This is a genomic window from Nonomuraea monospora, from assembly GCF_039531895.1.
In the GTDB taxonomy this organism is placed as follows: domain Bacteria; phylum Actinomycetota; class Actinomycetes; order Streptosporangiales; family Streptosporangiaceae; genus Nonomuraea; species Nonomuraea monospora.
The window spans coordinates 109,480-135,552 of sequence record NZ_BAAAQX010000008.1 but is presented as its reverse complement, the minus strand read 5'-3'; the positions used below and the strand labels follow the sequence as shown (position 1 = coordinate 135,552).

At 71.5% G+C, this 26,073-nt stretch carries 24 protein-coding genes; 9 read left to right on the top strand and 15 right to left on the bottom strand.

From position 1 onward, the window contains the following. Nucleotides 1-6 precede the first annotated feature (6 nt). Together ABD331_RS17780 and ABD331_RS17775 are read right to left on the bottom strand one after the other, a co-directional pair. Nucleotides 7-1,908, bottom strand: a complete 1,902-nt coding sequence (locus tag ABD331_RS17780; protein ID WP_344475982.1) for an ATP-binding protein — start codon at nucleotides 1,906-1,908, stop codon at nucleotides 7-9. A gap of 76 nt (nucleotides 1,909-1,984) precedes the next feature. Beyond that, entirely contained in the window at nucleotides 1,985-2,221 is a 237-nt protein-coding gene (locus tag ABD331_RS17775) for a hypothetical protein (RefSeq protein WP_344475981.1), read from the bottom strand. A gap of 128 nt (nucleotides 2,222-2,349) precedes the next feature. On the opposite strand from ABD331_RS17775, the gene ABD331_RS17770 reads away from it, so the two are divergent. The 3 genes from ABD331_RS17770 (at nucleotide 2,350) to ABD331_RS17760 (ending at nucleotide 4,989) form a co-directional block, all read left to right on the top strand. Beyond that, a complete protein-coding gene (locus tag ABD331_RS17770) occupies nucleotides 2,350-2,904 on the top strand; it encodes a quercetin 2,3-dioxygenase (RefSeq protein ID WP_344475979.1) in 555 nt (184 codons plus the stop codon). A gap of 223 nt (nucleotides 2,905-3,127) precedes the next feature. Then, nucleotides 3,128-4,330, top strand: a complete 1,203-nt coding sequence (locus ABD331_RS17765; RefSeq protein ID WP_344475977.1) for a cytochrome P450 — start codon at nucleotides 3,128-3,130, stop codon at nucleotides 4,328-4,330. Then, on the top strand, nucleotides 4,327-4,989 hold the full coding sequence (locus ABD331_RS17760; RefSeq protein ID WP_344475975.1) for a TetR/AcrR family transcriptional regulator: 663 nt from the start codon (nucleotides 4,327-4,329) through the stop codon (nucleotides 4,987-4,989). The genes ABD331_RS17765 and ABD331_RS17760 overlap by 4 nt, the downstream gene beginning before the upstream one ends. Before the next feature lie 9 nt (nucleotides 4,990-4,998). On the opposite strand, the gene ABD331_RS17755 is transcribed toward ABD331_RS17760, so the two are convergent. Further along, entirely contained in the window at nucleotides 4,999-6,177 is a 1,179-nt protein-coding gene (locus tag ABD331_RS17755; protein WP_344475973.1) for a TetR/AcrR family transcriptional regulator, read from the bottom strand. 173 nt (nucleotides 6,178-6,350) lie between these two features. On the opposite strand from ABD331_RS17755, the gene ABD331_RS17750 reads away from it, so the two are divergent. Both ABD331_RS17750 and ABD331_RS17745 read left to right on the top strand, forming a co-directional pair. Then, nucleotides 6,351-8,156 (top strand): AMP-dependent synthetase/ligase, encoded by a 1,806-nt coding sequence (locus tag ABD331_RS17750; protein ID WP_344475971.1) that lies wholly within the window; start codon nucleotides 6,351-6,353, stop codon nucleotides 8,154-8,156. A gap of 2 nt (nucleotides 8,157-8,158) precedes the next feature. After that, nucleotides 8,159-9,307: an acyl-CoA dehydrogenase family protein gene (locus ABD331_RS17745; RefSeq protein WP_344475969.1), complete on the top strand. Its 1,149-nt coding sequence runs from the start codon at nucleotides 8,159-8,161 to the stop codon at nucleotides 9,305-9,307. A 43-nt stretch (nucleotides 9,308-9,350) separates the two neighbouring features. On the opposite strand, the gene ABD331_RS17740 is transcribed toward ABD331_RS17745, so the two are convergent. The 4 genes from ABD331_RS17740 to ABD331_RS17725 all read right to left on the bottom strand — a co-directional run bounded on the left by ABD331_RS17740 (nucleotide 9,351) and on the right by ABD331_RS17725 (nucleotide 14,700). After that, nucleotides 9,351-9,827 (bottom strand): (2Fe-2S)-binding protein, encoded by a 477-nt coding sequence (locus tag ABD331_RS17740; RefSeq protein WP_344475967.1) that lies wholly within the window; start codon nucleotides 9,825-9,827, stop codon nucleotides 9,351-9,353. Between the two features lie 15 nt (nucleotides 9,828-9,842). Beyond that, the gene (locus ABD331_RS17735) at nucleotides 9,843-12,140 is read right to left on the bottom strand and encodes a molybdopterin cofactor-binding domain-containing protein (RefSeq protein WP_344475965.1); all 2,298 of its coding nucleotides are present in this window, start codon (nucleotides 12,138-12,140) and stop codon (nucleotides 9,843-9,845) included. Then, a complete protein-coding gene (locus ABD331_RS17730; protein WP_344475963.1) occupies nucleotides 12,137-13,360 on the bottom strand; it encodes an oxygenase MpaB family protein in 1,224 nt (407 codons plus the stop codon). Before ABD331_RS17730 ends, ABD331_RS17735 begins: the two co-directional genes overlap by 4 nt. Nucleotides 13,361-13,485: 125 nt before the next feature. Then, nucleotides 13,486-14,700 (bottom strand): oxygenase MpaB family protein, encoded by a 1,215-nt coding sequence (locus tag ABD331_RS17725; protein WP_344475960.1) that lies wholly within the window; start codon nucleotides 14,698-14,700, stop codon nucleotides 13,486-13,488. A gap of 174 nt (nucleotides 14,701-14,874) precedes the next feature. Between ABD331_RS17725 and ABD331_RS17720 the strand changes: the two genes are divergently transcribed. Next, nucleotides 14,875-15,549: a TetR/AcrR family transcriptional regulator gene (locus ABD331_RS17720; RefSeq protein WP_344476493.1), complete on the top strand. Its 675-nt coding sequence runs from the start codon at nucleotides 14,875-14,877 to the stop codon at nucleotides 15,547-15,549. 27 nt (nucleotides 15,550-15,576) lie between these two features. Here the strand turns inward: ABD331_RS17720 and ABD331_RS17715 are convergent, their stop codons facing one another. The 5 genes from ABD331_RS17715 to ABD331_RS17695 form a co-directional block, all read right to left on the bottom strand. Next, nucleotides 15,577-16,644: a Zn-dependent alcohol dehydrogenase gene (locus tag ABD331_RS17715; RefSeq protein WP_344475958.1), complete on the bottom strand. Its 1,068-nt coding sequence runs from the start codon at nucleotides 16,642-16,644 to the stop codon at nucleotides 15,577-15,579. A 20-nt stretch (nucleotides 16,645-16,664) separates the two neighbouring features. Then, the gene (locus ABD331_RS17710) at nucleotides 16,665-18,086 is read right to left on the bottom strand and encodes an aldehyde dehydrogenase family protein (protein ID WP_344475956.1); all 1,422 of its coding nucleotides are present in this window, start codon (nucleotides 18,084-18,086) and stop codon (nucleotides 16,665-16,667) included. Between the two features lie 126 nt (nucleotides 18,087-18,212). Further along, the gene (locus ABD331_RS17705) at nucleotides 18,213-19,484 is read right to left on the bottom strand and encodes a cytochrome P450 (RefSeq protein ID WP_344475954.1); all 1,272 of its coding nucleotides are present in this window, start codon (nucleotides 19,482-19,484) and stop codon (nucleotides 18,213-18,215) included. Further along, the gene (locus ABD331_RS17700) at nucleotides 19,481-19,687 is read right to left on the bottom strand and encodes a ferredoxin (protein ID WP_344475953.1); all 207 of its coding nucleotides are present in this window, start codon (nucleotides 19,685-19,687) and stop codon (nucleotides 19,481-19,483) included. Before ABD331_RS17700 ends, ABD331_RS17705 begins: the two co-directional genes overlap by 4 nt. A 472-nt stretch (nucleotides 19,688-20,159) precedes the next feature. Beyond that, nucleotides 20,160-21,134, bottom strand: a complete 975-nt coding sequence (locus ABD331_RS17695; RefSeq protein ID WP_344475952.1) for an aldo/keto reductase — start codon at nucleotides 21,132-21,134, stop codon at nucleotides 20,160-20,162. A gap of 87 nt (nucleotides 21,135-21,221) precedes the next feature. On the opposite strand from ABD331_RS17695, the gene ABD331_RS17690 reads away from it, so the two are divergent. Next, nucleotides 21,222-21,851 (top strand): TetR/AcrR family transcriptional regulator, encoded by a 630-nt coding sequence (locus tag ABD331_RS17690; protein ID WP_344475951.1) that lies wholly within the window; start codon nucleotides 21,222-21,224, stop codon nucleotides 21,849-21,851. 285 nt (nucleotides 21,852-22,136) lie between these two features. Here the strand turns inward: ABD331_RS17690 and ABD331_RS17685 are convergent, their stop codons facing one another. Next, nucleotides 22,137-23,144, bottom strand: coding sequence for a hypothetical protein (locus ABD331_RS17685; RefSeq protein WP_344475950.1), 1,008 nt, complete (start codon nucleotides 23,142-23,144; stop codon nucleotides 22,137-22,139). A gap of 78 nt (nucleotides 23,145-23,222) precedes the next feature. Between ABD331_RS17685 and ABD331_RS17680 the strand changes: the two genes are divergently transcribed. After that, nucleotides 23,223-23,813, top strand: a complete 591-nt coding sequence (locus tag ABD331_RS17680) for a TetR/AcrR family transcriptional regulator (RefSeq protein WP_344475948.1) — start codon at nucleotides 23,223-23,225, stop codon at nucleotides 23,811-23,813. A gap of 30 nt (nucleotides 23,814-23,843) precedes the next feature. Continuing rightward, complete coding sequence (locus ABD331_RS61275; RefSeq protein ID WP_486348507.1) at nucleotides 23,844-23,981, top strand: hypothetical protein; 138 nt, start codon at nucleotides 23,844-23,846, stop codon at nucleotides 23,979-23,981. Nucleotides 23,982-24,032: 51 nt separating this feature from the next. On the opposite strand, the gene ABD331_RS17675 is transcribed toward ABD331_RS61275, so the two are convergent. Both ABD331_RS17675 and ABD331_RS17670 read right to left on the bottom strand, forming a co-directional pair. Further along, a complete protein-coding gene (locus ABD331_RS17675; protein ID WP_344475946.1) occupies nucleotides 24,033-24,830 on the bottom strand; it encodes a hypothetical protein in 798 nt (265 codons plus the stop codon). 122 nt (nucleotides 24,831-24,952) lie between these two features. After that, nucleotides 24,953-25,240: a hypothetical protein gene (locus ABD331_RS17670; RefSeq protein WP_344475943.1), complete on the bottom strand. Its 288-nt coding sequence runs from the start codon at nucleotides 25,238-25,240 to the stop codon at nucleotides 24,953-24,955. Between the last annotated feature and the right edge of the window lie 833 nt (nucleotides 25,241-26,073).

Sequence of the window (26,073 nt, the reverse complement as noted above, 5' to 3'; positions counted from 1 at the left end):
GCGTCCTTAAAAGGGAGGGATGTCGTCGTCGGCGCCGGGCAGCCCGGCGAACGGGTCAGGACCGCGGGACACCTTCACAGGGGGCGGCGCCGCTTCCGCGGGGCGGGTGGCCCAGGCGGGGAACGGGAAGGTGACCGCGAGCGGCACGGGGATCTCGGGCTGGGTCACGAACATCGTGCCGGGACGGGCGATCGTGGCACGTTCCCTGGCGGTCGCGGGCAGCCAGCCGTACTCGGGGCGGGTGGCCTCGGCCGGGTCGAGACGACCGGCGACGCGGACGGCGCAGTTGGCCACGATGCGCCGCTCGACCTCGGAGGCCGTCTGCTGGGCGCCGATGAGGATGACGCCCAGCGAACGGCCGCGTTCGGCCACGTCGAGCAGGATCTCCTTGATGGGCGACTCGCCCTCGCGGGGCGCGTACTTGTTCAGCTCGTCCAGCACCACGAACAGCAGCGGCCTGGCGGTGCCCGCGCTCTCCTTGCGGGCGAACTCGCCGCGCAGCGTCACGCCGACAACGAACCGCTGCGCCCGCTCGGGCAGGTTGTGCAGGTCGACGATCGACACCTGGGCGTCGGACACGCCGATCGAGTGCGGGCGGCGGCCGGGCAGGTCGCCGCGGACGATCGGCGACAGCGGCCGCACGGCGCTGCGCAGCCGGCGCAGGAACGCGTTCACGGTGCCGAGCGGGGTCGGCGCGCCCGTCCAGGCGGCGCGGGTGCCCTCGTCGGCGAGCTGCCCGCCGACGAAGTCGACCAGGTCGGCGAACGTGCGGCAGACCGGCCCCGCCTCGCCGTCGGGGCGGCGCACCCGCACCGCGCCCGACTCGCCGACCGGCTCCGCCCACGACTGCAGCCGGGCCGCCAGCTGGCCGACGAGCAGCGAGTACTGGGCGCGCTCGTCGTCGGCGTCGGTGAAGACGAACCGCAGCAGCTCCTCGGCGCAGAACTCCGCCAGCGTCCAGTAGTAGGCGCTGACCGCCTGGGTCCTGGCCTGGACGTTCGGCACGCCGTTGGGGTCGCCGGGGCGCGGCGGGGCGAACACGTGCACGCTGCCGAACGGGGCCGCGGGCAGGCCGAGCCGGTCGTACCGGGCTCTGGCGGCGGCGTCGAGGCGGGTGTTGGCGTGGTCGAGGAAGAGCAGGTCCTCGCCTTTCACGGAAAAGATCAGCGCTTTGGTGTTGGCGGCCTCCGCGCCGAGCACTCCGGAGTTGAAAATGGAATACACCAGGAATGTGGCGAACGACGTCTTCGTCGCCACTCCGGAAACGCCGGAGATCGACACGTGGGCGCCGCGGGTGCCGTCCAGGAAATCGAAATTCACGTACATCGGGCGGCCGTCGCGGCCCAGCCCCATGGGGACGCGGCGGTCCATCACGTCGAAGTAGAGCGCCTGGTCGCGGTCGCCCCCCTCGGCCCGGTAGGCGAGCGCGCCGGGCAGCGGCGGGACGAACACCTCCGGCTCCACCCTCGTCACCCGGACCTCCGCGCATTCGACCACGGCGGCGGGCAGGGCCCCCTCGGCGATGAGGAACACGTCGGAGTCGAAGGCGGCCCCCTCGTGCCTGGCCTCGACCGCCGAGACCACCCCCGCGACCAGCACCTGGCCGAAGCCGGGGGTGTCGCGCCTGGTGACCACGACGTCGTCGAGCTGGACGATCCGGCCCGGTTCGAGGCCCACCCAGAACGACAGGGGGGAGGCTGCCTGCGTGCCCAGCACCCGGCCCACCGCCTCCGCCGACGCTCCGCCTTTGGCCTCCGACGGCCCTGCGCCCTTCGCGCCCGGCAGCCCTTCGCGGTTGGCGCCCGGCAGCCCTTCGCGGTTGGCGTCCGGCAGCCTTTCGCCGTTCGTGGCGGGCGGCGCGGTGGCCCCGTCAGCCGCTCCGGCCACGGCCTCCGCCTTTTCGATCACAAGTGCGCTCCCGCCCCAGGGGTTTATCCGTCCTTCCGCTGAATCCTAATCACCAGCAATTCGTTCCTTCGCCCTTTCAACTGATCGTTTCCACCCATTCCTCTCCAGGCGCGGCCACGATCGGCGGATCCCCCCACGGCGAGGGGCAGCGGGCGCACGAGCTGGCGCAGCGGTGCATCGCCGTCATGGAGGACGTGCTGGCGCGGCGGCTGGGTGAGCGGGGGGCCGCCGCGCTGCGGGTGGCGCTGGAGACGCCGGCGGTGGTGCGGATCAGCCGGGCGCGCGCCGGCGACGGGTCGGGCACCTGCTCCATGAGGCCCGCGTCGACGGGCGCTCGCCCGCGGCCTCCATGCCGGCCAGGAGCCCTTCGTCGAACCAGCGCTTGGCTTCGGCCAGGCGCTGCGGCAGGTTTCGGGCCGGCTGCCTGGGGAGAGACCCCTCATGACGATGGAATACGCCACCTCCTACCGCACCCGCTCACACCTCCCGCCCGGCCCGGGCAAGCCGTACTTCGTCGAGAAGGGCATGGGCGACAGGGCCCACCTGTTCGGCGACCTCATCACGGTCTACGCGGGCGGCGAGCAGACCGAGAACACGTTCAACTTCTTCACCTGCGAAGGACCCAAGGGGAAGATCATCCCCGCGCACCTGCACGCCGGCACCTACGAGGTCTTCTACGTCACCCAGGGCGCCGTCCGGCTGTTCGTCGAGGACCTCGAAGGTGAGCAGCAGGAGAAGCTGCTCACCTCGGGCGACTTCGGGTTCGTGCCGAAGAACTGCCCGCACGCCTACCGCATCGAGCGGCACGCCAGCCAGATCGTGGGCGTCGCGGCGGGGCCCGGCGGCACGTTCGAGCGCTTCTTCGAGTCGCTCGGCACTGCCACGGACGAGCTGGGGCTGCCCGCCGCGCCGTACGTGCCCGCGCCCGAACGCTTCGGCACCGTGCCGCAGCGCTACGACGTGCGGTTCCTGCCCGATCACGAGTGGCGCGCATGACCGCGCTCCTCCCGCGCGGCACAGCCGACACGAGCGTCCCGGGCGACCAGCCCGTGAGAGTAGCTCCACCCGCACGCCCGCCTTCGCCAGAGCCCGCACGGGAAGCGGGCCGAGCCCACGGCCCTTCGCCTCGGCCCGAAACCGGAAATCCCGCCAAGCCTCTGGCCTTACTAAGGCGACCGCCTTAAAGTTGGCACGAGCTGTCAACGACATGGGGGCCGCGATGACCTTGCCGAACTATCCCTTCGACCGCGACACCACGATGGACCCACCCCGCGAATGGGCCGAACTGCGCGACCAGTGCCCGGTAGCCCACGTCCGCCTGCCCAGCGGCGACACCGCCGGCCTGCTCACCCGCTACGACGACGTCCGCACCGCCCTGACCGACCCGCGCTTCCGCCGCGGCGGCCCCGACGCCGCCCGCGTCTCGACCACCCAGGACGGCGGCATCTTCAACCGCGCCGCCTCCGGCACGGACATGCGGGAGGGCGAGGGCCATCTGCGGTGGCGGCGGCTGCTGACCCGCTCCTTCACGATCAAGAAGATGGAGACCTGGCGGCCCCGCGTGCAGGCGATGACCGACGAGCTGGTGGACGACCTGCTCAAGTCGGGCTCCCCGGCGAACCTGTCGGCGCAGCTCGCCCTGCCCTTGCCGGTACGCGTCATCTGCGCCCTGGTCGGCGCGCCGAGCAGCGACCAGGACAAGTTCGCCCACTGGTCGCAGGTCATGCTGACGCTGACCCGTTACAGCCAGGAGGAGGTCGAGCAGGCCTACCGCGACTTCGACTCCTACGTCTCCGACCTCGTGGACGCCCGCCGCGCCGACCCCGGCGACGACCTGCTGAGCGAGCTGACCCAGATCTCCGACGCCGAGGACGGCCGGCTCGGCCACCAGGAGCTCATCGCCACCGTGCGGGCGCTGCTGCTGGCGGGGCACGAGACCACGTCCAACATGATCGCCATCATGACGGCGATGCTGCTGTCGGAGCGCGAGCGCTACCAGGCGGTGATCGACGACCCGTCGCTCATCCCGGGCGCCGTGGAGGAGGTCCTGCGCCTGGACACCACGCTCAGCGTGATCGGCTTCCCCCGCGTCGCGGCCGAGGACGTCGACCTCGGCGGCACGACGGTCCCGGCCGGCTCCACCCTCATCCCGTGCAGGCCAGCCGCCAACAGGGACCCGCGCAGGTTCGAGGACCCCGAGCGGTTCGATCCGCGCCGCGCCAACGCCGCCCAGCACCTGTCGTTCGGCGCGGGCGCGCACTACTGCCTGGGCCAGCCGCTGGCCCGGCTGGAGCTGCAGGTCGTGCTCGGCACGCTGATCCGCCGCCTGCCCGGCCTCGCGCTGTGTGACGGCGTGGACGGGCTGCGGCTGCGCAAGGGGCTGCTGTCGGGCGGCCTGGAAGACGTCTGGGTCACCTGGTGACCCCGCCCCGGGTGGCGGCGCCGGTCGGCGCCAGAAGCCTGATCATGGACACGGCCGAGCGGCTGTACGCCACCCGGGGGCTCGCCGCGGTGTCCCTGCGGCAGATCGGCGAGGCCGCGGGGCAGCGCAACAAGTCGGCGGTGCAGTACCACTTCTCCGGCCGGGACGACCTGATCAAGGCCATCCTGGCCGAGCACGCCGAGGCCATCGAACGGCACCGGCTGGCGATGACGGCCCGGCACGGCGACCCCGACCGGATGTCGCTGCCGGAGCGGATCGGCTGCATCGTGCTGCCGCGCATCGAGCACCACATCGATCTGGGCACCCCGTCCTGGTACGGGCGTTTCCTCGCCCAGGTGACGGTGGAGCCCGCGCTGCGCGAGTACGCCGTCCGGGCGCACCTGGACACGCCGTCGTTGCGCCGCCTGTACGACGCCGGCGCCTCGCCCGGTCCTGGTGCGGCGCGCAGGAAGGACATGACGCGTCAGCTCATCGTGCACATGTCGGCCGAGCTGGAGATGGAGCTGGCCCGGGAGCAGCCGGACCCCGAGGACGCCGCCGCGGCCTGGCGCAGGCTCGGCGCCGACCTCGTCACGGCGGTCAGCGGGCTCGTCGGCGCCCTGGGCGAGGCGGCAGGCGGTGAAGGTCATGGGCGGTAACAGGCGGGGTCACCCCGGCAGCCCCAGCATGGGCCGCAGCAGGGCAGCCGTGCGCGCTCCCGTCACCGAGGGCCCGGCCGCGCGGGCGAGGTCGGTCACGATGTTGAGCGCCGCATGCGTCCGGAACCGCAGCTCGGCCGCCTCCTCCCCCACCCGGACCTGAGCCACCAGCCCCGTCCAGGTGTCAACGTGCCGCCGCTGAGCGGCCCGCAGCCGCCGCAGGTCGGCGGGCGGCAGGTTCTCGCTCTCGGAGACGTAGACGGCGGCGAGGTCGGCCTGCTCGAAGGTGATCTCGACGTAGGCGTCGATCAACCGCCCCAGCGCCTGCGCGGGTGAGGACGCACCGGCCAGCGCCGCGGCGGCAGTGTCCGCCAGCCGTCCGGCGGCACGATGGTAGGCGGCGGCCAGCAGCTCGGCCTTGCCCGCGTAGTGCGAGTACACGCTGGAGGCGTTGATGCCGGCGGCCTGCCCGATGTCGGCGATGCTCACCTGGTGGTAGCCCCGCTCGTGGAACAGCCGGATGGCCTCGGCGAGCAGCCGCTCCCGGCGCGGCAGCAGCGCGAACCGATCCTCCCGGTCCTGCCACGTGGACGTCCGGGGCGGCGGCGCGGGCAGGCTCACGGCGGTGAGGACGGCGACGCAGTCGAGGATCGTGCGCTCGGCCTTGCCCCTGGACAGGCTCGCCCGGTGTGTAGCGGGGCTGGCGATCACGCTCAGCACCGCGGAGATCACCAGGGCGGCGTCCTGCTTGGGCAGCGAGGGCCGCACGTCCAGCAGCAGCTCGCGCAGCGTGCGCACGGCGCCGTCGAACGGCGCGGTCAGCTCCGCCCGCTGCTCAGGGTCGAGGTAGCGGCTCTCCCACTGGTAGAGCCGGGCGACGGCGCGCCGGTCGAGGGTGTACCGGACGAGCGCCCGCAGGGCGGCCTGCAGCCGGTCGGGCGGGGCGGGCTCGCCGGCACCGGAGTGCACGCATTCGGCGAAGCGCACGCCCAGCTCCCCGACGGCCGCGGCGAGCACGGCCTGCTTGTTCGGGAAGTGCCGGTAGAGCGCGGGGCCGGTGACGCCGATCTCCTGGGCGATGTCCTCGATGCCGACGTTGTGGTAGCCGCGGGCGCAGAACAGCTCGGCGGCGACGAGCGCGATCGTCTCCTTGCGGTCTTTGGGCCGTTGGCGCCGGGTTGTCGGCATGGTGCGAGTGTAGCGGGCGCACGGTGATCCACAAATCGTTACCTGTTTCGCTGAAACGAAGCTGCGAGCTGGGCGAACTTGTAGATAAGTAAGTCATGATTCGGATGTATTGACAGTAGAACGATGTTCGGGTTCTGATGGAGACGCCCAATGCCCGGCGAAGGGAGCGTTCGATGGTGACCGAGGAGGACGTGCGCGCGGCTGTGGGGGCGTACACGGTGCCGGAGCTGCTGCGGCGCAACGCCGCCGAGCACGGCGACCGGCCCGCGCTGACCGGCGCCGACGGGCGTGCCTGGACCTGGCGGGAGCTGCGCGACGACGTGCTGGCCGCGGCGGACGGGCTGCGGGCGCTGGGGCTGCGGCGCGGCGAGCGGATGCTCATCGGCATGTCGAGCCGCCCCGAGCACTGGATCGTGGATCTGGCGGCGGTCGAGCTGGGCGCGGTCCCGTGCACGACGTACGCGACGCTGACGGCCGAGCAGATCCGGCAGGTCGCGGTGCACAGCGGGGCCGGCGTGGTGGTGCTGGAAGGCCCCGCCGAGCTGGCGCGCTGGGAGGCGGCGCTGGCGGCCATGCCCGGGTTGAAGGGCGTGGTCGTGGTGGAGGACGCGGACGGCCCGCACACGCGCTACGCCGACCTGCTCACGACGGGACCCGGCGAAGCGGCGGGCCCAGCAGCGGACAAGGACGCCACCACGGGCCAGGACGACCCCGTGACGATGATCTACACCTCGGGCACGACGGGCGACCCGAAGGGCGTGGTGCTGTCCCACCGCAACGTGCTCTACCAGTGCGCACTCCAGGAGCTGGTCCAGCCGGCCCCCGCCCACCCCAGGACGGTCGCGTACCTCCCGCTGGCCCACATCGCCGAACGCGTCCTCGGCATCTACCTGCCCCTCTACACGGCGGGCCACGTGACGATCTGCGTCGACTCCACCCGCCTGCCGGCCACGCTGAACGAGGTCCGCCCGCAGGCGTTCTTCGGCGTGCCGCGCGTCTGGGAGAAGTTCGCGGCCGGTCTGCAGCACGCGCTGTCCGCCCTGGACGGCCCCCAGGCCGAGGCGGTCGGGCAGGCGCGCGAGCTGGCCGCCGAGGCGTACCGGATCCGCGCCACCGGCGCCGCCCTGCCAGGCGAGCTGGCGGCGGCGCTGGAGCGGGCCGACCGGCTGGTGCTGCGCCCGCTGCGGGAGCGGATCGGGCTGGCGGAGGCGGTCCGGCTGGGCAGCGGCGCCGCGCCCATCCCGGCGGAGGTGCTGGAGTTCTTCGGCAGCCTGGGCATGACGATCATGGAGGTGTGGGGGCTCAGCGAGACGACGGGCGCGGCCACCAGCACCTTCACCCACCACTACCGGGCCGGCACGGTCGGCCTTCCCATGCCGGGCATGGAGATCAGGCTCGCCGACGACGGCGAGGTGCTGGTGCGCGGCCCGCTGGTGTTCCTGGGCTACCTCCAGCCGGACGGCCGCGTCCAGCCGGTCGTGGACGAGGACGGCTGGCTGGCGACCGGCGACATCGGCAGCCTCGACGAGGACGGGCTGCTGCGGATCATCGACCGCAAGAAGGAGATGATCATCACGTCGAGCGGCAAGAACATCGCGCCGAGCGCGGTGGAGTCGCTGCTGCGGGCGCACCCGCTGATCGGCTACGCGGTCGTGGTGGGCGACCGGCGGCCGTACCTGACGGCGCTGCTGATGCTGGACGAGGAGGCCGCGCCCGCCTGGGCCGCCGCCCAGGGCCTGGGAGCCGTCGGGCTGAAGGAGCTGGCGGCCGAGCCGCGCGTGCTGGAAGAGGTGACGGCCGCCGTCGAGCGGGCGAACGCGGCGCTGTCGCGGCCCGAGCAGGTCAAGGCGTTCCGGGTGCTGGACCACGCGTGGAGCCCGGCGAGCGGGGAGCTGACGCCTTCGCTGAAGCTGCGGCGGCGGGTGATCGAGCGGCGCTACGCCGAGGTGATCGAGGAACTCTATGCGAAAGGCTCATGATTTTGACCCAGAATGAGGCGCTGACCGATGAGCGGCGCGACTTCGTCGCCGCCATCGAGGACTTCTGCCGGCGCGAGGCGGGCACCCGCGAGCAGTGGCTGAAGCTGACCGACGGCGGCGCGGAGCCGCACAACGCGGAGCTGTACGGCAAGATGGCCGAGCTGGGCTGGCTGGGCGTCTCCGTGCCCGAGCAGTACGGCGGCGCCGGCCAGGGCATGGTGGACCTGCTGCTGTTCCTGGAGACCACCGCCTACTGGCAGGTCCCGATCGGCGGTTTCGCCACGTCCGCGATCACCGCCGCCTCCTACGAGAAGTTCGGCGGCGAGGAGCAGAAGAGGCGCGTGCTGGGCGACTTCCTGCGCGGCGGGGTGCTGGCGGTGTCGATGTCGGAGCCCGGCGCGGGCTCCGACGTCGCCGCGCTGACGTGCAAGGCGGAGCGGCGGGACGGCGGCTGGGTGGTCAACGGCCAGAAGACGTGGTGCTCCAACGCGCACATCGCCGAGCACATCCTGCTCGTCGCGCGCACGTCCGCGGCCGGTGACCGGCACGACGGGCTCACCATGTTCTCCGTGCCGGCCGGCGCCGGAGGGCTGGAGATCCACGGCATCGAGACGATGGGCGGCAAGGAGGTCAACGACCTCTACTTCACCGACTGCTTCCTGCCGGACGACGCGGTGGTCGGCCAGGTGGACCACGCCTGGCGCCAGCTCATGGCGGGGCTGAACCTGGAGCGGATGATCCTGGCCGGGCTGATGCTGGGCACCGCGCGCAGGGCGTTCGACGACACGGTCTCGTACGTGCGGGAGCGCACCCAGTTCGGCCGCCCGGTCGGCAGCTTCCAGGCGCTGCGGCACCGGCTCGCCGACCACGCCACCGAATTGGAGTGCACCAGGCTGCTGGTGCACGACGTGGCGCGGCGGATCGACGCCGACCCGGCGCGGATGCTGCCGCGCGAGGCGTCGATGGCGAAGCTGAAGGCCACGGAGGTGGCCAAGGCGATGGCGCTGGACGGCATGCAGATGATGGGCGGCTACGGCTACGCCACGGAGTACGGCATGGAACGGCTGCTGCGCTCCACGGTCGTCTCCACGGTCTACGGCGGCACGAGCGAGATCCAGCGCGACATCATCGGCAAGACGTACGGGCTCTGAGTGAAGGCGTGCCCCCTCATCGATCAGGAGGGGGCACGCCTTCTCACATGTCGCGGGCGCCGGCCCGGATCGCCTCCCTGATGCGGAAGTAGGTGCCGCACCGGCAGATGTTGCGGATGCCGTCCAGGTCGTCGTCGGTGATCGTACGGCCCTCGGCGGCGACCCGGTTGACCAGCGCCACCGCGGCCATGATCTGGCCGGGCTGGCAGTAGCCGCACTGGGCGACGTCGTGGTCGAGCCAGGCCCGCTGCATGGGGTGCAGGTCCGCTCCTGCCGTGGCCGCCAGCCCCTCGATGGTGGTGACCTCGTCGTCCGGCTGGAGATCCTTGACGGGGATCGCGCACGGGTTGACCGCTTTGCCGTTCAGGTGGCTGGTGCAGGCCTTGCACACGTTGATGCCACAGCCGTACTTCGGCCCGGTGATGCGCAGCACGTCGCGCAGCACCCACAGCAGGCGCACGTCGTCGGCGACGTTCACGGTGACCTGCTCGCCGTTGACGCGGAAGGTGTGTTCGGGCACTCGGGTCTCCTCGGCTCAGCGAGCGTGGTCGAGGCCGTCGGTCGGGGACGGCGGCACGGGCGGGACGGTGGGCTTGGGGGTGAAGGAGAGCGTGCCGTGGTTGATCGGGAAGCTGGTGGGCATCGTCCCGGTCGCGCGGCCGTAGGCGCAGGCCACGGCCGCCATCGAGGAGGCGACGGCCAGCTCTCCCGCGCCGCCGGGCTCGTCGGAGGTGGCGGGCATGATGATGATCCGCAGGTCGAGCGGGGTGTTCCACTGGCGGGTGTAGAAGTAGTTGTCCCAGCTCGCCTCCAGGAAGTAGCCGTCGCGCAGGTGCAGGCTGGAGGTCAGGGCGAGCGCGATGCCGTCCGAGATGCCGCCCATCATCTGCGCCTCCAGGCCGCGCGGGTTGACGGCGAGGCCGGCGTCCACCGCGAAGACGACCTTGGTGACGCGCGGCCCCGTCACGCCGTCCCGGATGGGCCGGTTGACCGTCTCGGGACGGCAGTCGATCTCCACCAGCGCGGCGCTCACCGACTTGTACTCGGCGTGGAAGGCGATGCCCTGCGCGGTGCCCGGTTGCATCGCCCGTCCCCACCCGCCTGCCTCGGCGACCTTCGCCAGCACCGCGCGTGAGCGGGCGTCGCGCAGGAAGTCGTGCCGGAACCGGTAGGGGTCCTTGCCCATCCTGGCGGCGAGCTGGTCGACGATCAGCTCGCGGGCGCAGGTGACGTCGGGCGAGTAGACGTTGCGCATGCTGCCGGTGTTGAAGCTCTTGTCCGTCTCGGCCAGGAGCTGGCTGCTGGCGCCGAAGTCGTACGACATCGCCTGGCTGAGGTGGAAGAACGTCTGCGAGAAGCCTACGTCGCCCACCGGGAGCCGCGCCGCCAGGGCGGTGAAGATCTCGCCGAGCCCGTGGCCGAGGTCGGTGGAGACGCTGGTGTGCCGCTGCTTGTAGCTGAGCACGGTGCCGCCGAGGTAGGAGACGCGCACCCGGGAGGTGGCCATCGGGTGGGCGCGGCCCTGGCGGGCGTCGTCGGCGCGGTGCCACATGAGTTTGACCGGCTTGCCGACCTTCTGCGACACCTCGGCGGCCTCCAGCGCGGCGTCGAAGAAGAGCTTGCGGCCGAACGAGCCGCCGCCCTCGGTGACGTGCACGGTGACCTTGCCGACCGGCAGGCCGAGCCTGGCGGCGATGCTCTGCTGGGCGACGATCGGCGACTTCAGCGCCGACCAGATCTCGGCGCGGTCGGCCCGCACGTCGGCGATGGCGCAGTTCGGCTCCAGCGCGCTGTTGCCGCGGAAGTAGAACGTGAACGCGCCCTCGACGACCGGCGTCGGCGGCCTGAGGCCGAGGGGCAGCTCGGCGGCCTGCAACGCGCGCAGCACGCTCTCGTCGGACTTGCCCGCCGCGGTGCCGGGCTTCCACGTCACCTTGAGGGCGCGCACGGCGTCGATGCACTGGCCGAACGTCTCGGCGCGCACCGCCACACCTGTTGAGATCACCACGGCGTCGGTGACGCCCGGCATGGCGCGCACCTCGGCGAGGTTGGCGACCGAGCCGACCTTGCCGTTGATGGTCGGCGGGCGGCACACCATTGCCGGCTTGGCGTCCGGGACGTCGAGGTCCATGGTGAACTTCTTGCGCCCGGTCACCGCGTCCAGCGCGTCCACCCGGTTGTGCGGCTTCCCGATGACGGTGAAGCTCTCGGGTGCCGCCAGCGTCACGGACACCCGCGTGGTCCGGCTGCTCGCGGCCTTCTCCGCGAGCGCGCCGATGCCGACGCTGCCGCCCGACCGGTCGCTGATCACCCCGTCGGCCAGCTTCAGCTCGCCGACCGGCGAGCCCAGGTCGGCCGCCGCGGCCTCCAGCAGCCGGAGCCGGGCGACGGCGGCCGCCACCCGGATCGGGGTGTAGGTGGAGATGGTGGTGTTCGAGGCGCCGGTGAGCTGGTTGAACAGCAGCTCGGGACGGGCGTCGGCGAGCGTGACGCGCACCCGGTCCAGCGGGACGGCCAGCTCCTCGGCGATCAGCATGGCCGTCGAGGTGGTGATGCCCTGCCCCACCTCGGCCCTCGGCAGCGCGAACGACACCGTGCCGTCCCTGCCGACCTCGACCGAGATGAGGCCGGAGGTGGGCAGCGCCGCCGCCGTCATGACGTCGTTGAGGTCGATCAGCTCGGTGAGCTCCGGCGAGGGCACCTGGAGGTCGCCGGACGGGGCGGGCGGCGTCAGCTCGGCGGCGGCCACCAGCGTCGGGGCCGCCACCACGTACCCGAGGAACCGCCGCCGCGCGATCGGCTCGCCCGGCACGCCGTCGTGCGGACCGGTCATGATTCCGGTCGGTTGATCGTCGGGATCTCGATCTTGGTCTCCTGGCCCTTCGTGAGGAAGAACAGGATGTACTGCCGTACGGCCTCGTCGATGACCCAGGCGGTCTCGGGCACCAGTGGCAGCGGGATGAGCCCTTCGCGGAACCTGACCAGCTTCGGCCAGACGGCCTTGATCAACGGGTCCCAGACCGGCTCGCGCTTGATGCCGTCCCAGTCGGCTACCTGGTCGCCGACCAGGTAGCGGGCCAGGGCGTTGCAGAGCGGCCGGCTGATGCTGGCCGGGCTGGTCTGCTCGGCGAGCTGGCTCAGCAGGATGTCCGTCAGCTCCACGCCTTCGGGGGTGGGGCCCATGTTCCTCGGCAGGATCTGGTCCGACTGGGCGTTGGCGGCGTCCCAGGTGGCGGGGATGTACTCGTCCCTGATACCGAGCAGGTGCGCGGTCACCTGCCACACGTGCAGGTACGCCTCGGTCTCGGCGGGCTTCATCGGCACCCGCCACTCCAGCAGCTTGCGCATCGCGAAGGTCGGCAGCGTGTGCCAGGTGACCAGCATGTCCTCCTGGCTGATGGGGATGTCGCCGCCCCAGTGCGGCGACTGCTGCAGCAGGTGCCGCACCGCGGCGTGCACCAGCCTGGTCTTGACGCACTCGACGACGACGGAGCCGCCCGGCCGGTAGGCGTCCAGGGCTCCGACGGCGAAGCCGAAGATGCTCGTCTTGGCGACGCGGTCCTCCATGTCCGCGCCGCCCTTGGAGTAGTAGACGGAGCGGGCCTCGTTGGGGATGGCCGTGGCCAGCATGCCGCCGCCCACCCCGTTGCACAGGTTCAGATAGATGCCTCTGGACTTGTTGAAGGTGGCCGCGACCTCCAGCTTGGCCGGGTCGGCCCACGACGGGAGCTGCCGGGCCCGCTCCATGAAGTCGCGCAGGTCGGCCGGCAGCCCGTCGGGTAACGGCTGGTCGTTGCGCGTCCAGTTCCACAGCAGCCGGTTGACCTCGGGGACGGCGCCGCGGTCGAGCAACGAGGCGAGGAGCTGGTCGGCCTCCTCGTCCCAGACCCACCGCGGGTCGGCGCCGGCCCCCGATCCCGCGATGGAACCGCTCGGCGCCCACGTCCACTCCAGCAGGGGGCGCGCGTGCGCCGGGGTCGCCATGCTCAGCGCTCCCAGCGCCCCGAGCGCGCCGCCCGAGATCAACATCTTGCGCCTGCTCAGCTCCGTCATGGCCGGAACTCCTTTCTGACCTGTTGCGACGCCGATGAACGGCCTGATGGTGGTTGCCGCCGGACGGGATCCGGCCAGGCCCCGGCCCGCTTGCGCGCGGGCCGGGACTCCGGTCGCGGGACCGGTCAGGACGGACGGTTGGTCTGCGGGATCTCGATGCTGATCGGCTTGGCCTCCGACAGGAACAGCAGCGCCGCCTTGCGCAGGAACTCGTCGAAGAGCCAGTACGCCTCCGGCGCCAGCGGGAAGGGCAGCAGCCCCTCGCGGACCGCGATGAACGGCCCCCAGGAGAGCCTGAGCAGCGGGTCCCAGACCGGCTCCCTCGGGATCTTCAGCCAGCCGGCGATCTGGTCGCCGAGCATGAAGCGGGTGAACGCGCCGAGGATGGGCTTGCTGAGGATGCCGGCGTCGACCGAGGAGCCCAGGTTGAGCAGGATGTCGGCCAGCTTGATGCCCTCGGGGGTGGCGGCCAGCACCGGGGTGAGCGTCTGCGCGGCCTGGCTGTTGGCCTCGGCCCAGGACGCGGGGATGTACTCGTCCTTGATGCCGAGCATGTGCGCGCCGACCTGCCAGGAGTGCAGGAACGCCGCGGACTCGGCGGCGGGGATGGGCACCTTCCAGGCGACCAGCTTCTGCATGACGGTCGTGGGCAGGCTGTGCCAGGTGACCATCATGTCGCGCTGGCTGATCGGGATCTCTTCCTCGGCGACGTCCGGCCAGTGCGGCGACTGCGGCAGCAGGTGCCGCACCGCGGCGTGCACCAGCCGGGTCTTGACGCAGGTCACGATCATCTCGCCCTCGGGGCGGTAGGCGTCGGTCGAGCCGATGTCGTAACCGAGCTTGGCGGTCTTGGAGATGCGGTCCTTCATGTCCGCGCCGCCCTGGGAGTAGTAGACCGCGCGCGCCTCCTTGGGGATGACCGTGCTCATCATGCCGCTGGCCAGCCCGTACAGGACGCCGAGGTAGAGCCCGCGCTTCTTGTTGAACTCGACCGCGAGGGCCAGCTTGCCCTCGTCGGCCCAGTCCGGCAGCCGCCTGGCCTCCTCCATGAAGTCCCGCAGGTCCGCGGGGAGTCCGGCGGGGAGCGGCTGGCCGTTCTTGGTCCAGGTGCGTAAGAGCTCGTTGACCCTGGGCACGTCGCCCCGGTCGAGCAGCGACGCCACCAGGGGGTCGGCCTGCTCGTCCCAGACCCATCGCGGGTCGAGCCCGGCCCCCGTGCCCGCGACCGAGCCGGCGGGGGACCACGTCCACGCGTGTGCGGGGGTCGCGATGCTCAGCGCACCGAGAGCGCCCAGCGCTCCACCCGCCTTCAACATGTTGCGTCTGCTGAGTTCGCCCATGCTTGCGCCTCCTCCTTTTTCCGAGGCTGCTTGATACGGTGAAACACCGGATGCTTCTGCGTATCATGAGAGCACAACGTGACGGCCATCACAAGACGCGGCAGCGGCCGTTAGGTGATTGGGGCAGAATGAACGTCAACGGAGGTGATCGTGGAATCTGCGCTGTCCGTGCTCATGACACCGTCGGATTCGGAGTCGCTGCTGGAGCGCGCCTACCTCGACGCCGTCGAACGCGTCGAGGAGATGGACGAGCCCCGCACGCGCATCCTCGACGCGGCCTACGAGCAGTTCTGCCGCATGGGGATCCGGCGATCGACCATGGAGGACGTGGCCAGGCGTGCCAAGGTCTCCCGCATCACCGTCTACCGGCGCTTCGCCACCAAGGACGTGCTGGTCGAGCACGTGGTGCGGCGGGAGTTCCGGCGCTACTTCGACCAGTTCCTCGGCGAGATCGAGCAGGCCGGCACCGCCGCCGACCGGGTCGTGCTGGGGTTCGTCAGCTCGCTGCGCGCCATCCGGTCCAACCCGCTGATCGGCGGGCTGATCGCCGCCGAGCCCGACCTGCTCGTGCCGTCCATGTTCAGCGACGGCGGCCGGACCCTCGCCACCGTGCGGCACTTCGTCGCGGGCCAGCTCCGCCGCGAGCAGCGCGCCGGGCACGTGCCCGCCGACCTGGACACCGACCTGGTGGCCGAGATGATGGTACGCGTCTCCGCGTCCTTCCTCGCCATCCCCAGCCAGGTCGTCGACCTCGACGACGACGCCCGGCTCGCCGACGTGGCCAGGCGGTTCCTCGTGCCCATGCTGCACGCCACCGGCCCGGGCCCTGGTTCAGCCGCGGGACAGTGACCTGCGCACGGGAACGACCGTCGCCCGTCAGAACACGACCAGCGACCGGATCACATCACCCGACCCCATGGCCGCGAACGCCTCCCCCACGTCCTCCAGCCCGATCCTCCGGCTGATCAGCCCTTCCAGGTCGAGCCGCCCGGCCCGCCACAACCGCAGCAACCGCCCGAAGTCGGTACGCACGTCCCCGGACCCGTACAGGCAACCGACCAGCCGCCGCTCGGTGGCGAACAGCTCGGCCGCGTTGAAGGGCACCACGTCATCACGGCTCCCGGCGCCGACCACGACGGTGGTGCCACCGCGCCGGGTGGCCTGCCACGCCTGCCTGATCGTGGCCGAGCGGCCCACGACCTCGAAGGCGTAGTCGAACCCGCGCCCCCCGGTCAGCTCCTGACCCGCCTCACGCAGCTCGTCGGGCGTGGCCACGTGGGTCGCGCCGAACGCCCTGGCCATCTCCAGCTTCTCGGGCACCCGGTCCACGGCCAGCACGGGGGCGGCAGCCGCCAGCTTGGCGCCCTGGATCACGTTGATCCCGACCCCGCCACAGCCGATCACCACGACCGACGAGCCGGGCCGTACCCGGGCGGTGTTGATCACGGCTCCGACGCCCGTCAGCACCGCGCAGCCGACCACGGCGGCCACCTCGAACGGCACGTCGTCCGGGATCGGGATGGCGGCGCGCGCGTCGACCACCGTCTCCTCGGCGAAGCAGCCCACGCCCAGCCCGGCGTGCGCCGGCTCGCCCTCGAACGTCACGGTGGAGGCGGGCGGCGCGACGCTGACGCACAGGTTCGGCTGGCCGCCCAGGCAGAAGGGGCAGTCGCCGCAGGGCGGGATCCAGGACAGGATGACGTGCGTCCCGACCGGCGGGCCGCTCACGCCGGGGCCGAGCTCGACGATCTCCCCCGCGCCCTCGTGGCCGGGCACGAGCGGCAGCCGGGCGGGCAGGCGGCCCTCGCACATCGACAGGTCGGAGTGGCAGACGCCGGCGGCGCGCAGCCGCACCCGTACCTCTCCCGGGCCTGGCGGCCGGACGCTCAGGTCGCCGGTGACCTCGACGGGCTTGCCCGTCTCGCGCAGGATGACGCCTCGCATGTGTGTGCTCTCCCCCGGGTTCAGAGCTGGACGGACGTGGTGGTGAGGAACTCCTCCAGGCCGAAACGGCCGTACTCGCGGCCGTACCCGGACTGCTTGAAGCCGCCGAACGGCGCCAGGCCGTTGTGGACGCCGTCGTTGATCCGGATCTGGCCGGCGCGCAGCCGCCTGGCCACCCGGCGGGCCCGCTCGGGATCCTCGGCGCGCACGCCGGCGGCCAGCCCGTACGCGGTGCCGTTGGCGATGCGGATCGCCTCCTCCTCGCCGTCGTAGGGCAGGATGACCAGGACCGGGCCGAAGATCTCCTCCTGCGCGATCCGCGACTCGGGCGTCACGCCGGTGAGCACGGTGGGCCGCACGTAGTAGCCGCGGTCCAGCCCGTCGGGCGCGTCGGGGCCGCCGGTGAGGACGGTCGCGCCGTCCTCGGCCGCCGAGCGCAGGTGCGCGCGTACGCGTTCGCGCTGCGCCGCCGAGACCAGCGGGCCGAGCCGGGTGGCCGGGTCGCGCGGGTCACCCGGCCTGTACGTGACCGCCTCGTCGGCGGCGACGCGTTCGGCGTCCGCGAGCCGTTCGCGCGGCACCAGCAGCCGGGTCAGCGCCGAGCAGGTCTGGCCGGAGTTGAGGTAGCAGGCCGCCACGCCCTTGCGCACGGCGTCCTCGAACGCGGCGTCGCCGAGGTCGTCGAGCAGCACGTTCGCGGACTTGCCGCCCAGCTCCAGGGCGGTGCGCTTGACGCCGGCGGCGGCCAGCTCGGCGACCCGCCGGCCCGCGCGGGTGGATCCGGTGAACGACACCATGTCCACCAGCGGATGCGCGGCCAGCGCCTCCCCGGCCTCCGGCCCCGTGCCGGAGACCACGTTGAACACCCCGGCCGGGATCCCCACCTCGTGCATCACCTCGGCCAGCACGAACGCGTCGAGCGGCGTCACCTCGCTGGGCTTGAGCACCACCGTGCAGCCCGCGGTCAGCGCCGGGGCGACCTTGGCCGCGATCTGGTGCAGCGGGTAGTTCCACGGGGTGATCGCGCCGACCACGCCGATCGGGTCCCGGTACACCACCGAGGAGCCCATCGGCTCCTCGAACGCGATGCCCGCGGCGACCTCGGGCATCGACAGGAACGTCCGGATCGGCGAGCCGACCTGGATGGCCCTGGTCAGCTTGATCGGCATGCCGAGCTCGTTCACGATCGTCTCGGTCAGCTCGTCGGCGCGCTCCCCGAGGGCGCCCGCCACTGCGGCGCACAGCCCGGCGCGCTCGGCGGCGGGCCTGGCCGACCAGGCGGGCAGCGCGGCGGCGGCCGCCTCGACGGCCCGCGCCACGTCCTTGGGGCCGCTGCGGGGCACCTCGTCGAAGGGCTCCTCGGTGGCGGGGTTCACCACCTGTATCGCGGCGCCGCCGCTCGCCGGTACCCATTCACCATCGACATAGATGCGATGCGGCATGACCCACCCTCGGCTCGGAGGAGCATTATTCTAGATTTTAATTCTAGAAGCCGAGACGCGGCGACGTCCACCACCCCGGCCGGCCGAACCCTCGGCCCGGCCGGCCGTACTCCACCACCCCGCCTGTCAGCCGATGCGCAAGGGCAGCGTGCGCGGCCCCCGCACCTGACTGGCCGCCCACGTCACCCCCTCCGGATCCGCCAGCTCGAACACCGGGACCCGTTCCAGCCACACCTCCAGCGCCACCCGCAGCTCCATGCGCGCCAGATGCGACCCCACGCACCGATGAATCCCGAGCCCGAACGCCGCGTGCCGGTTGACCTCCCGGTCGATGACCACCTCATCGGCCCGCTCGAACTGCGCCGGATCCCGGTTCGCCGCCGGGAACGACAGCAGCACCCAGTCCTCGGCCTTCATGTCCACGCCGTTCCAGTGCATGTCCTGCCTGACCAGCCGCGCCATCGTGACCGGCGCGTAGGCCCGCAGCAGCTCCTCCATCGCCGCCGGCAGCAGCGCGGGCTCGGCCACCAGCCGATCCCGGTCCCGCGGCGTCCCTGCCAGGTGCCACAGCGAGGCGCCGATCGCGCTCCACGTCGTGTCGATGCCCGCGATCAGCAGCAGGATGATCGTGCCCAGCACGTGGTCGGGGTTGAGCTTCTGCCCGTACAGCTCGGCCTCGAGCAGGTACGTGATCAGGTCGTCGCGCGGCTGGTCGAGATGGTCGCGGATCTGCGCGACCAGGTAGTCCGCCAGCGCGGCGAACCCGTCGGCCCGCTCCTCCGGCGGCTTGTTCACGCTCTCCAGCGAGGTCTCGATGAACCGGCGGAACAGCGGCCCGTCCTCGGGCGGCAGCCCCAGCAGGTTGGCGATCACCCGTACGGGGATGTGCTGGGCGTACTCATGCGCGGCGTCCACCACGTCCCGGCCCTCGAACGCGTCGATCAGCTCGTGACAGTACGCCCGCGTCGCCTCCTCCTGCTTGCGCACCGCGCTCTTGGTGAACGCGGGCAGCAGCAGCTTGCGCGCGTCGTGGTGGAACGGCGGGTCCGACGAGATCGGCGGCACACTGCCCATGGGGGCCAGCTCGATCGGCGGCCGGACGTTGCTCACGACGATCGCCCGCGAGGAGAACCGCTCGGTGTCGTAGGCGATGGCCGCCACGTCCTCGTACCGGGTGGGCAGCCACACCCCGCCGAACCGCCCGGTGTGCGCGATCGGGCACCGCGCCCGCAGATCATCCTGAATCGGGTACGGGTCCGCGGCCCAGACCGGATCCACATGGGAGAAGTCGCTCGCCCAGTCGGACACCGGATCGGTGACGATCTCGCTGACCGTCGGCAGCGGACGGTTCTTGCGCGCCTCTTCGAGGTCGGGGCCGAAGCGGTCGTCCACGCTCATCGGGCGGCTCCGTTCCCGGCCTCGATGGCCCGCTCAGGGCAGTTGGCCTGCGCCAGCCGCGCCTCCGTCTCCTGGCCCGCGGCCACCTCGCCACCGGCGAGCACCGTGCCGTAACCTTCGTCGTCCTCGCCGAACAGGTCTGGGGCGAGGTCGTAACAGCGGCCGTGCCCTTGGCACCGTTCGGGGTCGATCCGTACCTTCATTGCCTCGTTCCCGTCTGTGCTGGGGGTTTGTCCGGGGGTGGGGTGAGGGCGGTGAGCAAGCGCTTGGGGGGTGGAGGGTCCGTCCCCTGAGGGAATTAAAAAAGCGTTCATTTGTCGCGTCAAGAGCGGACCCGCTTCTTGTCCGGCTTGTCCGGCGGTATGGCGGCGGTCCGGTCACGGCGGCTGGCGTTGGTGGTGGCACCGGCGTCCAGCGAGTCGTTCGCGTCGCAGGTTGATCGGATGGCCCTCCGGAACGGATGTCCGCCGTGGGCGATCGGTGGTCATCACCCCCGGCAGCCGGATCACCTCATCCAGATCACCCGCCACTCGACCAGGCCGGCGCGCTCGAACCCCTGCCGAGCGCCATAGCGGCCACTGCCGCCGTCGCCACGGTCTTGCCGACCGCCGGGTGGCGCGGGCGCGGCTGCGGCCTGCCCGCGCTTCAGAGAAAGGTCGTGCCCGGTCAGCGGGGTCAGTCCCAAGTGGGGAGCATGCCCTCGGGGTAGCGGGCGCCGAAGCCGCCGGTCGGGAGGATCTCGGCGATGCGCTTCAGGTCGGTGTCATCGAGGGTGAGGTCGGCGGCGGCCACGTTCTCCTCCAGCCGCTGGATGCTGCGGGTGCCGGGGATGGGAACGATGTCGTCGCCCAGGGTCAGGAGCCAGGCCAGGGCGAGCTGGGCAACGGTGGCGTCCTTGGTCGCAGCCAGGTCGGCGAGCCGCTGGGTGGCCTCCAGATTCTTCTCGTAGTTGCCGGGCTGGAAGCGGGCGTCCCAGGTGCGCATGTCGGTGGGGTCGTACTCGGCGCCGGGCTTGGCCTGCCCGGTGAGGAAACCCCGGCCGAGCGGCGAGTAGGCGACGAACCCGATCCCCAGCTCGCGCAGGACGGGGAAGAGGATCTCGGTGTCCCGCTCGAACAGGGAGTATTCGGTTTGCAGGACCGAGACGGGTTGTACAGCGTGCGCGCGACGGATGGTGTTCGCCCCCGCCTCGCTCAGCCCGAAGTAGCGGACCTTGCCGGCGTCGATGAACTCCTTGACCGCCCCGGCCACCTCCTCGATGGGTACGTTCGGGTCGACGCGGTGCTGGTAGAGCACGTCGATGACGTCGACGCCGAGGTGGCGCAGGCTGTTGTCGACGACCTCGCGGATGTGCTCGGGACGGCTGTCGACACCGCCCTGTCTGGTGCCGGTGAAGTCGAAGCCGAACTTGGTCGCGATGACGACCTCGTCGCGTACCGGGGCGAGCGCGGCGCCGACGATCCGCTCGTTCTCGCCCTGCCCGTACAGCTCGGCCGTGTCGAAGAACGTGACGCCCAGCTCGTGGGCCCGGCGGATCGTCGCGATCCCCCCGTTCTCATCCGACGGCCCGTAGGCCAGGGAGATGCCCATCGCGCCGTATCCCAGCGCCGACGCCGCCAGCCCCTGCCGTCCGAGGGTCCGTTGCTCCATGATGCGTCCTCATTCCCGCAGATGTAAGACTGCTCTAACATTATGTAAGAGCACCCTAACATTGAAAGGGAGGCAGAATCGTTCCCCGTGAGCAGCCACACGCCGCCAAAACGCGGCTACCACCACGGTGACCTGCGTCCCGAGCTGATCCGCGAGGGGCGCGCGCTCCTGGCCGAATCGGGCGTCACCGGTTTCTCCGTGGCGAAGGTCGCCGCCCGCCTCGGCGTGTCATCGGCCGCGCCGTATCGTCACTTCCCCGATCGGGAAGCACTGCTGGCCGCCTGCGCGGCCGCCATCATCAGCGACATCGCCGACGTTCTCGTCGAGGCGGCCGAGCGAGCGGGGCCCGATCCCGTGGACCGGCTCGCTGCCACCGCGGGCGCCTACACGCGCTTCGTCCTGGAGCACCGCGCCGGCCTCGACCTCGTCTACTCCTACGACTTCGCCGAGCCGCACCGTCCGACCATCCAGGAGCAGAGCCGCCACCTCACGGCCGCCCTCATGCGCCTGGCCGCGGACGTGCTGCCCGCCGACACCTCCTGGGCCGACACCGCCGATTTCGTCTACGTGCACCTGTCCGCCACGCACGGCTACGCCACGCTGCTCTTCAAGGGCACCCGCCCGCCACGAGGCATCGACGATCACGCGCTTCGCGCTGTCACCGCGGCCCGTGACCACATCACCGGGCATGTCCTGCGCCTGCGTAACGCCCGCTGACGAAACCGGCGACGACTCGCTGGGGCAGCGGGCGTGCGCCTGGCGAGCGCACGGCGTCCGGCTCCCTGAAGCCTCCGCGCAGAGTCATGGCCCTCCCTCAAGGGGGCGCGATCTTCGACCGGGTGCTGCCGACTTCGATGACGCGAGCGCCGATATTTCGACACCTATCAAAGTGACGGCACCCAGCTCGAGAGCAGGTCTCACTGTCGTCTTCGCTACGCGCGTCAGGTGACGTCCGTACCCGCGAGCCCGGTCGGGGCGGTCGGGCCGCGGTCGCCGTCCTCGTCAGTGATCGCCGTGCGCGGCGGTAAGGGTGGCGCCGATCTCCGCCAACCGCGCGGCCGCGTAGCCGGGGTCGATCAACGCCTCAGGGGTGTGGAGACCGGGCGGCACAGGGTCGCCGCGCAGGCCCAGCAGGCGCTCGACGCCGAGGGCGACGCCGAGCGCCGTCAGGGGGCGCTGCCCCTCCGGGTGGAGGAGGTAGCGGCTCATCCTGAGTGGTGCGCCCGTGCGATCCACGCCTTCAAGGTCGATCTTGACCTCCGTGGACGCGGGCCCGCCGCGCCGCCTGCCCGCCGATTCACCGATGGCGAACGCGAAGCGGACGTTGGGCGCGCCCGTCGCGACAGCCAGGCTCGGCACGTCGAGCAGGGGGACGATCTGGCCGGGCAGCACGACGCCGTCGACGCTGGTGAGCTCCACCTGCGCGTCGGGGCCGCTGACCCAGTCGAAGACGCCGTCGCGGCGGACGTGCCCCGCCGAGGTGGCGGCCAGCAGGCGTGCCAGGTCCGCAGTGGCCGCGGGCCCGCCGCTGTCCTGTTCGTCCAGGACGCCGCCGACCTCGATGGTGTCGAGCCGGTCGAACTCCCTGGCGAGGCCGAGCACCGCGAGGACGAGGAGCCCCGCGTACCAGTGGCTGGCCAGCAGGATCGGCGCCGCGCCGGCTCGCAGGCCGGCGGCGACGACCTCGGGGCCGATGTCGACCAGGCCGCTGGAGATGCTGACGTACGGCAGGCCGCGGTCCTGTGCGTAACGCAGTCCGTTCAGGTGGCTGTCCCACACCGTTGCCACGACCGCCGAGTAGCCGTCGGTCCCCTTGAAGCCGAGGTCCCCTCGCCGCAGATCGATGGTCACGGCTGTCGCGCCGCCGAGTTCGTCGGCGACCCGCCGGGCGCGGCCGAGATCGCGGCCCGCGATCGTCAGCGGCAGCTCCGGGTACCACCGGCGCAGGAGGGCTGCGGTCGCCGCGCCCGCCTGGCCGGATCCGCCCATGATCAGTACGGAGTGCTCCACGGTGATGTCCTCTCGCTAACCTACATTCTGTAATTTACATTTTGTAGCTTAGGCTGGGAGGCAACGCAAGGGAGGACGATGACCACGGGATCGACTCGCCTGTCCAGGCCGGCCAGGCGGGAGCAACTGCTCGACACCGCCATGGCGATCGTGCGCGCCCACGGCACCGACGGCCTCACGCTGCTCAGCCTGGCGGAGGCCGCCGGAGTGAGCAGGCCGATCGTCTACGACCACTTCGGCACCCGCCCCGGCCTGCTGATCGCGCTCTACCGGCGGCTCGACGAGCGGCACCGAGCCGCCTCGGAGGAGGCCCTGCGTGACGCCCCGGCCGTCCCCCGCGAGATCGCCCGCGTCCTGAGCGCCGCCTACTTCGCCTGCGCCACCGACATGCCGGAGTGGATCGCCGTCTCCGCCGCGCTCAAGGGGAACCAGGAGATGGAGGCGATCGAGCGCGAGCTGCTCGACGGCTACACAGACCTGATGGCCACCGCCCTGCGGCCGTACTCCGGGCTCACGCAGGAAGCCCTCCGGCTGCGCTGCGTCGGCGCGCTGGGCGCGGCCGAGGCGATCGCCGCGGAGCTGAACCGGGGGCGGGTCACCGCCGCCGAGGCCATCGCGGCGCTGACCGACCTCACCGTCGGCAGCATCGACGCCGGAGCCCAGGGCTGAGGCTGTCGCGGCCCGTTGTGCGGTGGTGCTGTGGAGGAGCCCAACGACGCCTGCCTGTGCATCGTCCCGGCGAGCGGGCGTGCGGCCGGATCGGTGTTCCTGCCGTTCGAGGACGACGGGGGAACCTGCGGTTCGCGGACCAAGCGTAGGTACTTGTCGGGGTGGTGACCGCGGCTGGCGAGCACCACGTCCGCCACGGTGGGCGATCCGACAGACCGGTCAGGCAGCCGTACGGCTCCGAGGCGCGAGAGAGCCCGCCACTCCCAGCGCCGCGGCGCCCACGTAGAACCAGCTGACCAGCTCCAAGCCGCCGGAGCAATTGTGCGGCGCCGATGAGGCGAACTGGGCGACGGGCTCGTACAGGGCGGGGACGAGGAGCACGAGGGCGGCGGACAGTGCGGCCGGACCGGGCGCGAGCACGGCGCCGACGGCGGCCACGCCGACCCAGACGCCGGTGGCTTCGGCGGTGAGGAGGTGCATCTGGACCAGCGCCCAGGTGTCTTGCAGACTCGCGTAGCAGCCGAGGTCCCCGGCGGAGGAGATGGGCATGGTGGCGGCGAGGTCGCGGCCAACGGCGATGAACAGGACCGCTGTCCAGGCGGCGGCGGTCGCCCGCCTCGCCGGACGGCGCGGTCGATGGTCCACGCGGTCCAGGAGGCAGGCGGTCAGGGCGGCCGCGTAGCAGAGCAGCACCAGCCACTCACCGCGCTGTGACCCGCAGAGCGTGGTGTACGGAATCACGACGGTCAGCGCGCCCAGCACCAGCACGGCGGCCGACGCGGACGCGCCGAGCACCGCGAACCGGCGCGGCAGCCATAGGGCGAGCAGCGCGAGCGCCACCGGAAGGTAATCTGCGCTCCACCCGCCGAGTGTCCACACGATCGCCGCCGGCGCACTCGGCTGGGGTAACTCCACGGACAGCGGCGTGTAGGCGAAGTATCCGCAGCTCTCGCCGGGGATCAGCACCGATGAGACGGCCGGTGTCACGGCTGCCAGCATGGCCAGGAGGCGGAACATCAGGCGGCCTTTCGCCGGGTGCAGGTGATCATGTGGTGCGGGCGACGCTACCGCATCAGGCACCCGTAGCCGGTAGGTGCCGTTCTGCGTCTCCGCTGGGGTGTCGGTGGGGTTTGGCTGTGTCAGGAGGAGACGGCTTCGGCACGCGCGAGCCACTTCAGCAGGTCTTCGCGCTCCTCCGCCGTTCTTCGGCCGGCGAGGTTACGACGGGCCAGCTCTTGAAGCATCGGTGAGCGATGAGGCTGCGGGACGACGGCGACGCCGATGCTGTCCTGCCACACCGTTCCCGCGACGAAGACCGAGCTGTCCGTCGCCGACATGGCGAAGCCTGGGTGGCCGTGTCCCGATCCCAAGACGCCAGAGGCCGCTCCAGCGCCTGCGAGGTCCCAGGTGTCGTGCAGTTCGACCAAGCCCCACAAATGGCGGGAGTAAGCGCGACCAAGAACTGATGTTCCGCCGAGAAAAGCCCGAACTCGGTCGCCGCGGTGTACCAGTCTGCGTTGAACTTCGCGACTCGCTCCGCGGCGTGATTGCGACGACCCGATCATGCCGCTCCTCATTTCGCGCCGCAGGAAGTCGTCCGAATCTCGCACATGGACGGCCAGCAGGTCCGGTGGTTACGGGCCGTTCATCGTATCGCGGCGCCCGGAAGCAAGACCGTGCAGATCAGCCGATATCCTCCTGGTCTGGGGTCCGCAAGGCAGCTCGGAGTTGGCCAGCGGATAATGGTTCGCGAAACGGCTTCGATACTGGTCAGGCAGGAGCCGGAGCGCAATTCTGATCAGGCGCTCACTAACGCGAGACGCTGTAAATTCTCGTACACGATCGCCGGGCCAATTCCGGGCGTCCAACTTCTCCCGGACGGGACGGATCACGCCGGGAGCAAGACCCGCGGGCGTGGCATGTGGAGTCTTCGAGGAATGCGGGATGGACGCATTCGAGCAGGCCGGGATGATCACTCTGACCGCCGGCCCGCTCCGCACGGCCCAGCGAGCACGCGGACGGGGAAAGACCGTTCCACACCAGAGGCGAAGCGCGGTAGATCTCGAAACGGTCACGGCCAGCCGGGAATAAGCTGGCAATAAATAAGCCTCCCAAGAAACACCCCACTGCCAGGGAAAAGACCGATCGCGAGCCACCGTTTTCAAATCGTTACCTTCACCACTCCCGCTCACCCCCCGTGCACGTGACCTTGCCGAATTCTCACCATCCCCAGCTCCAGCCCAGCCCCAGAACACCCCGG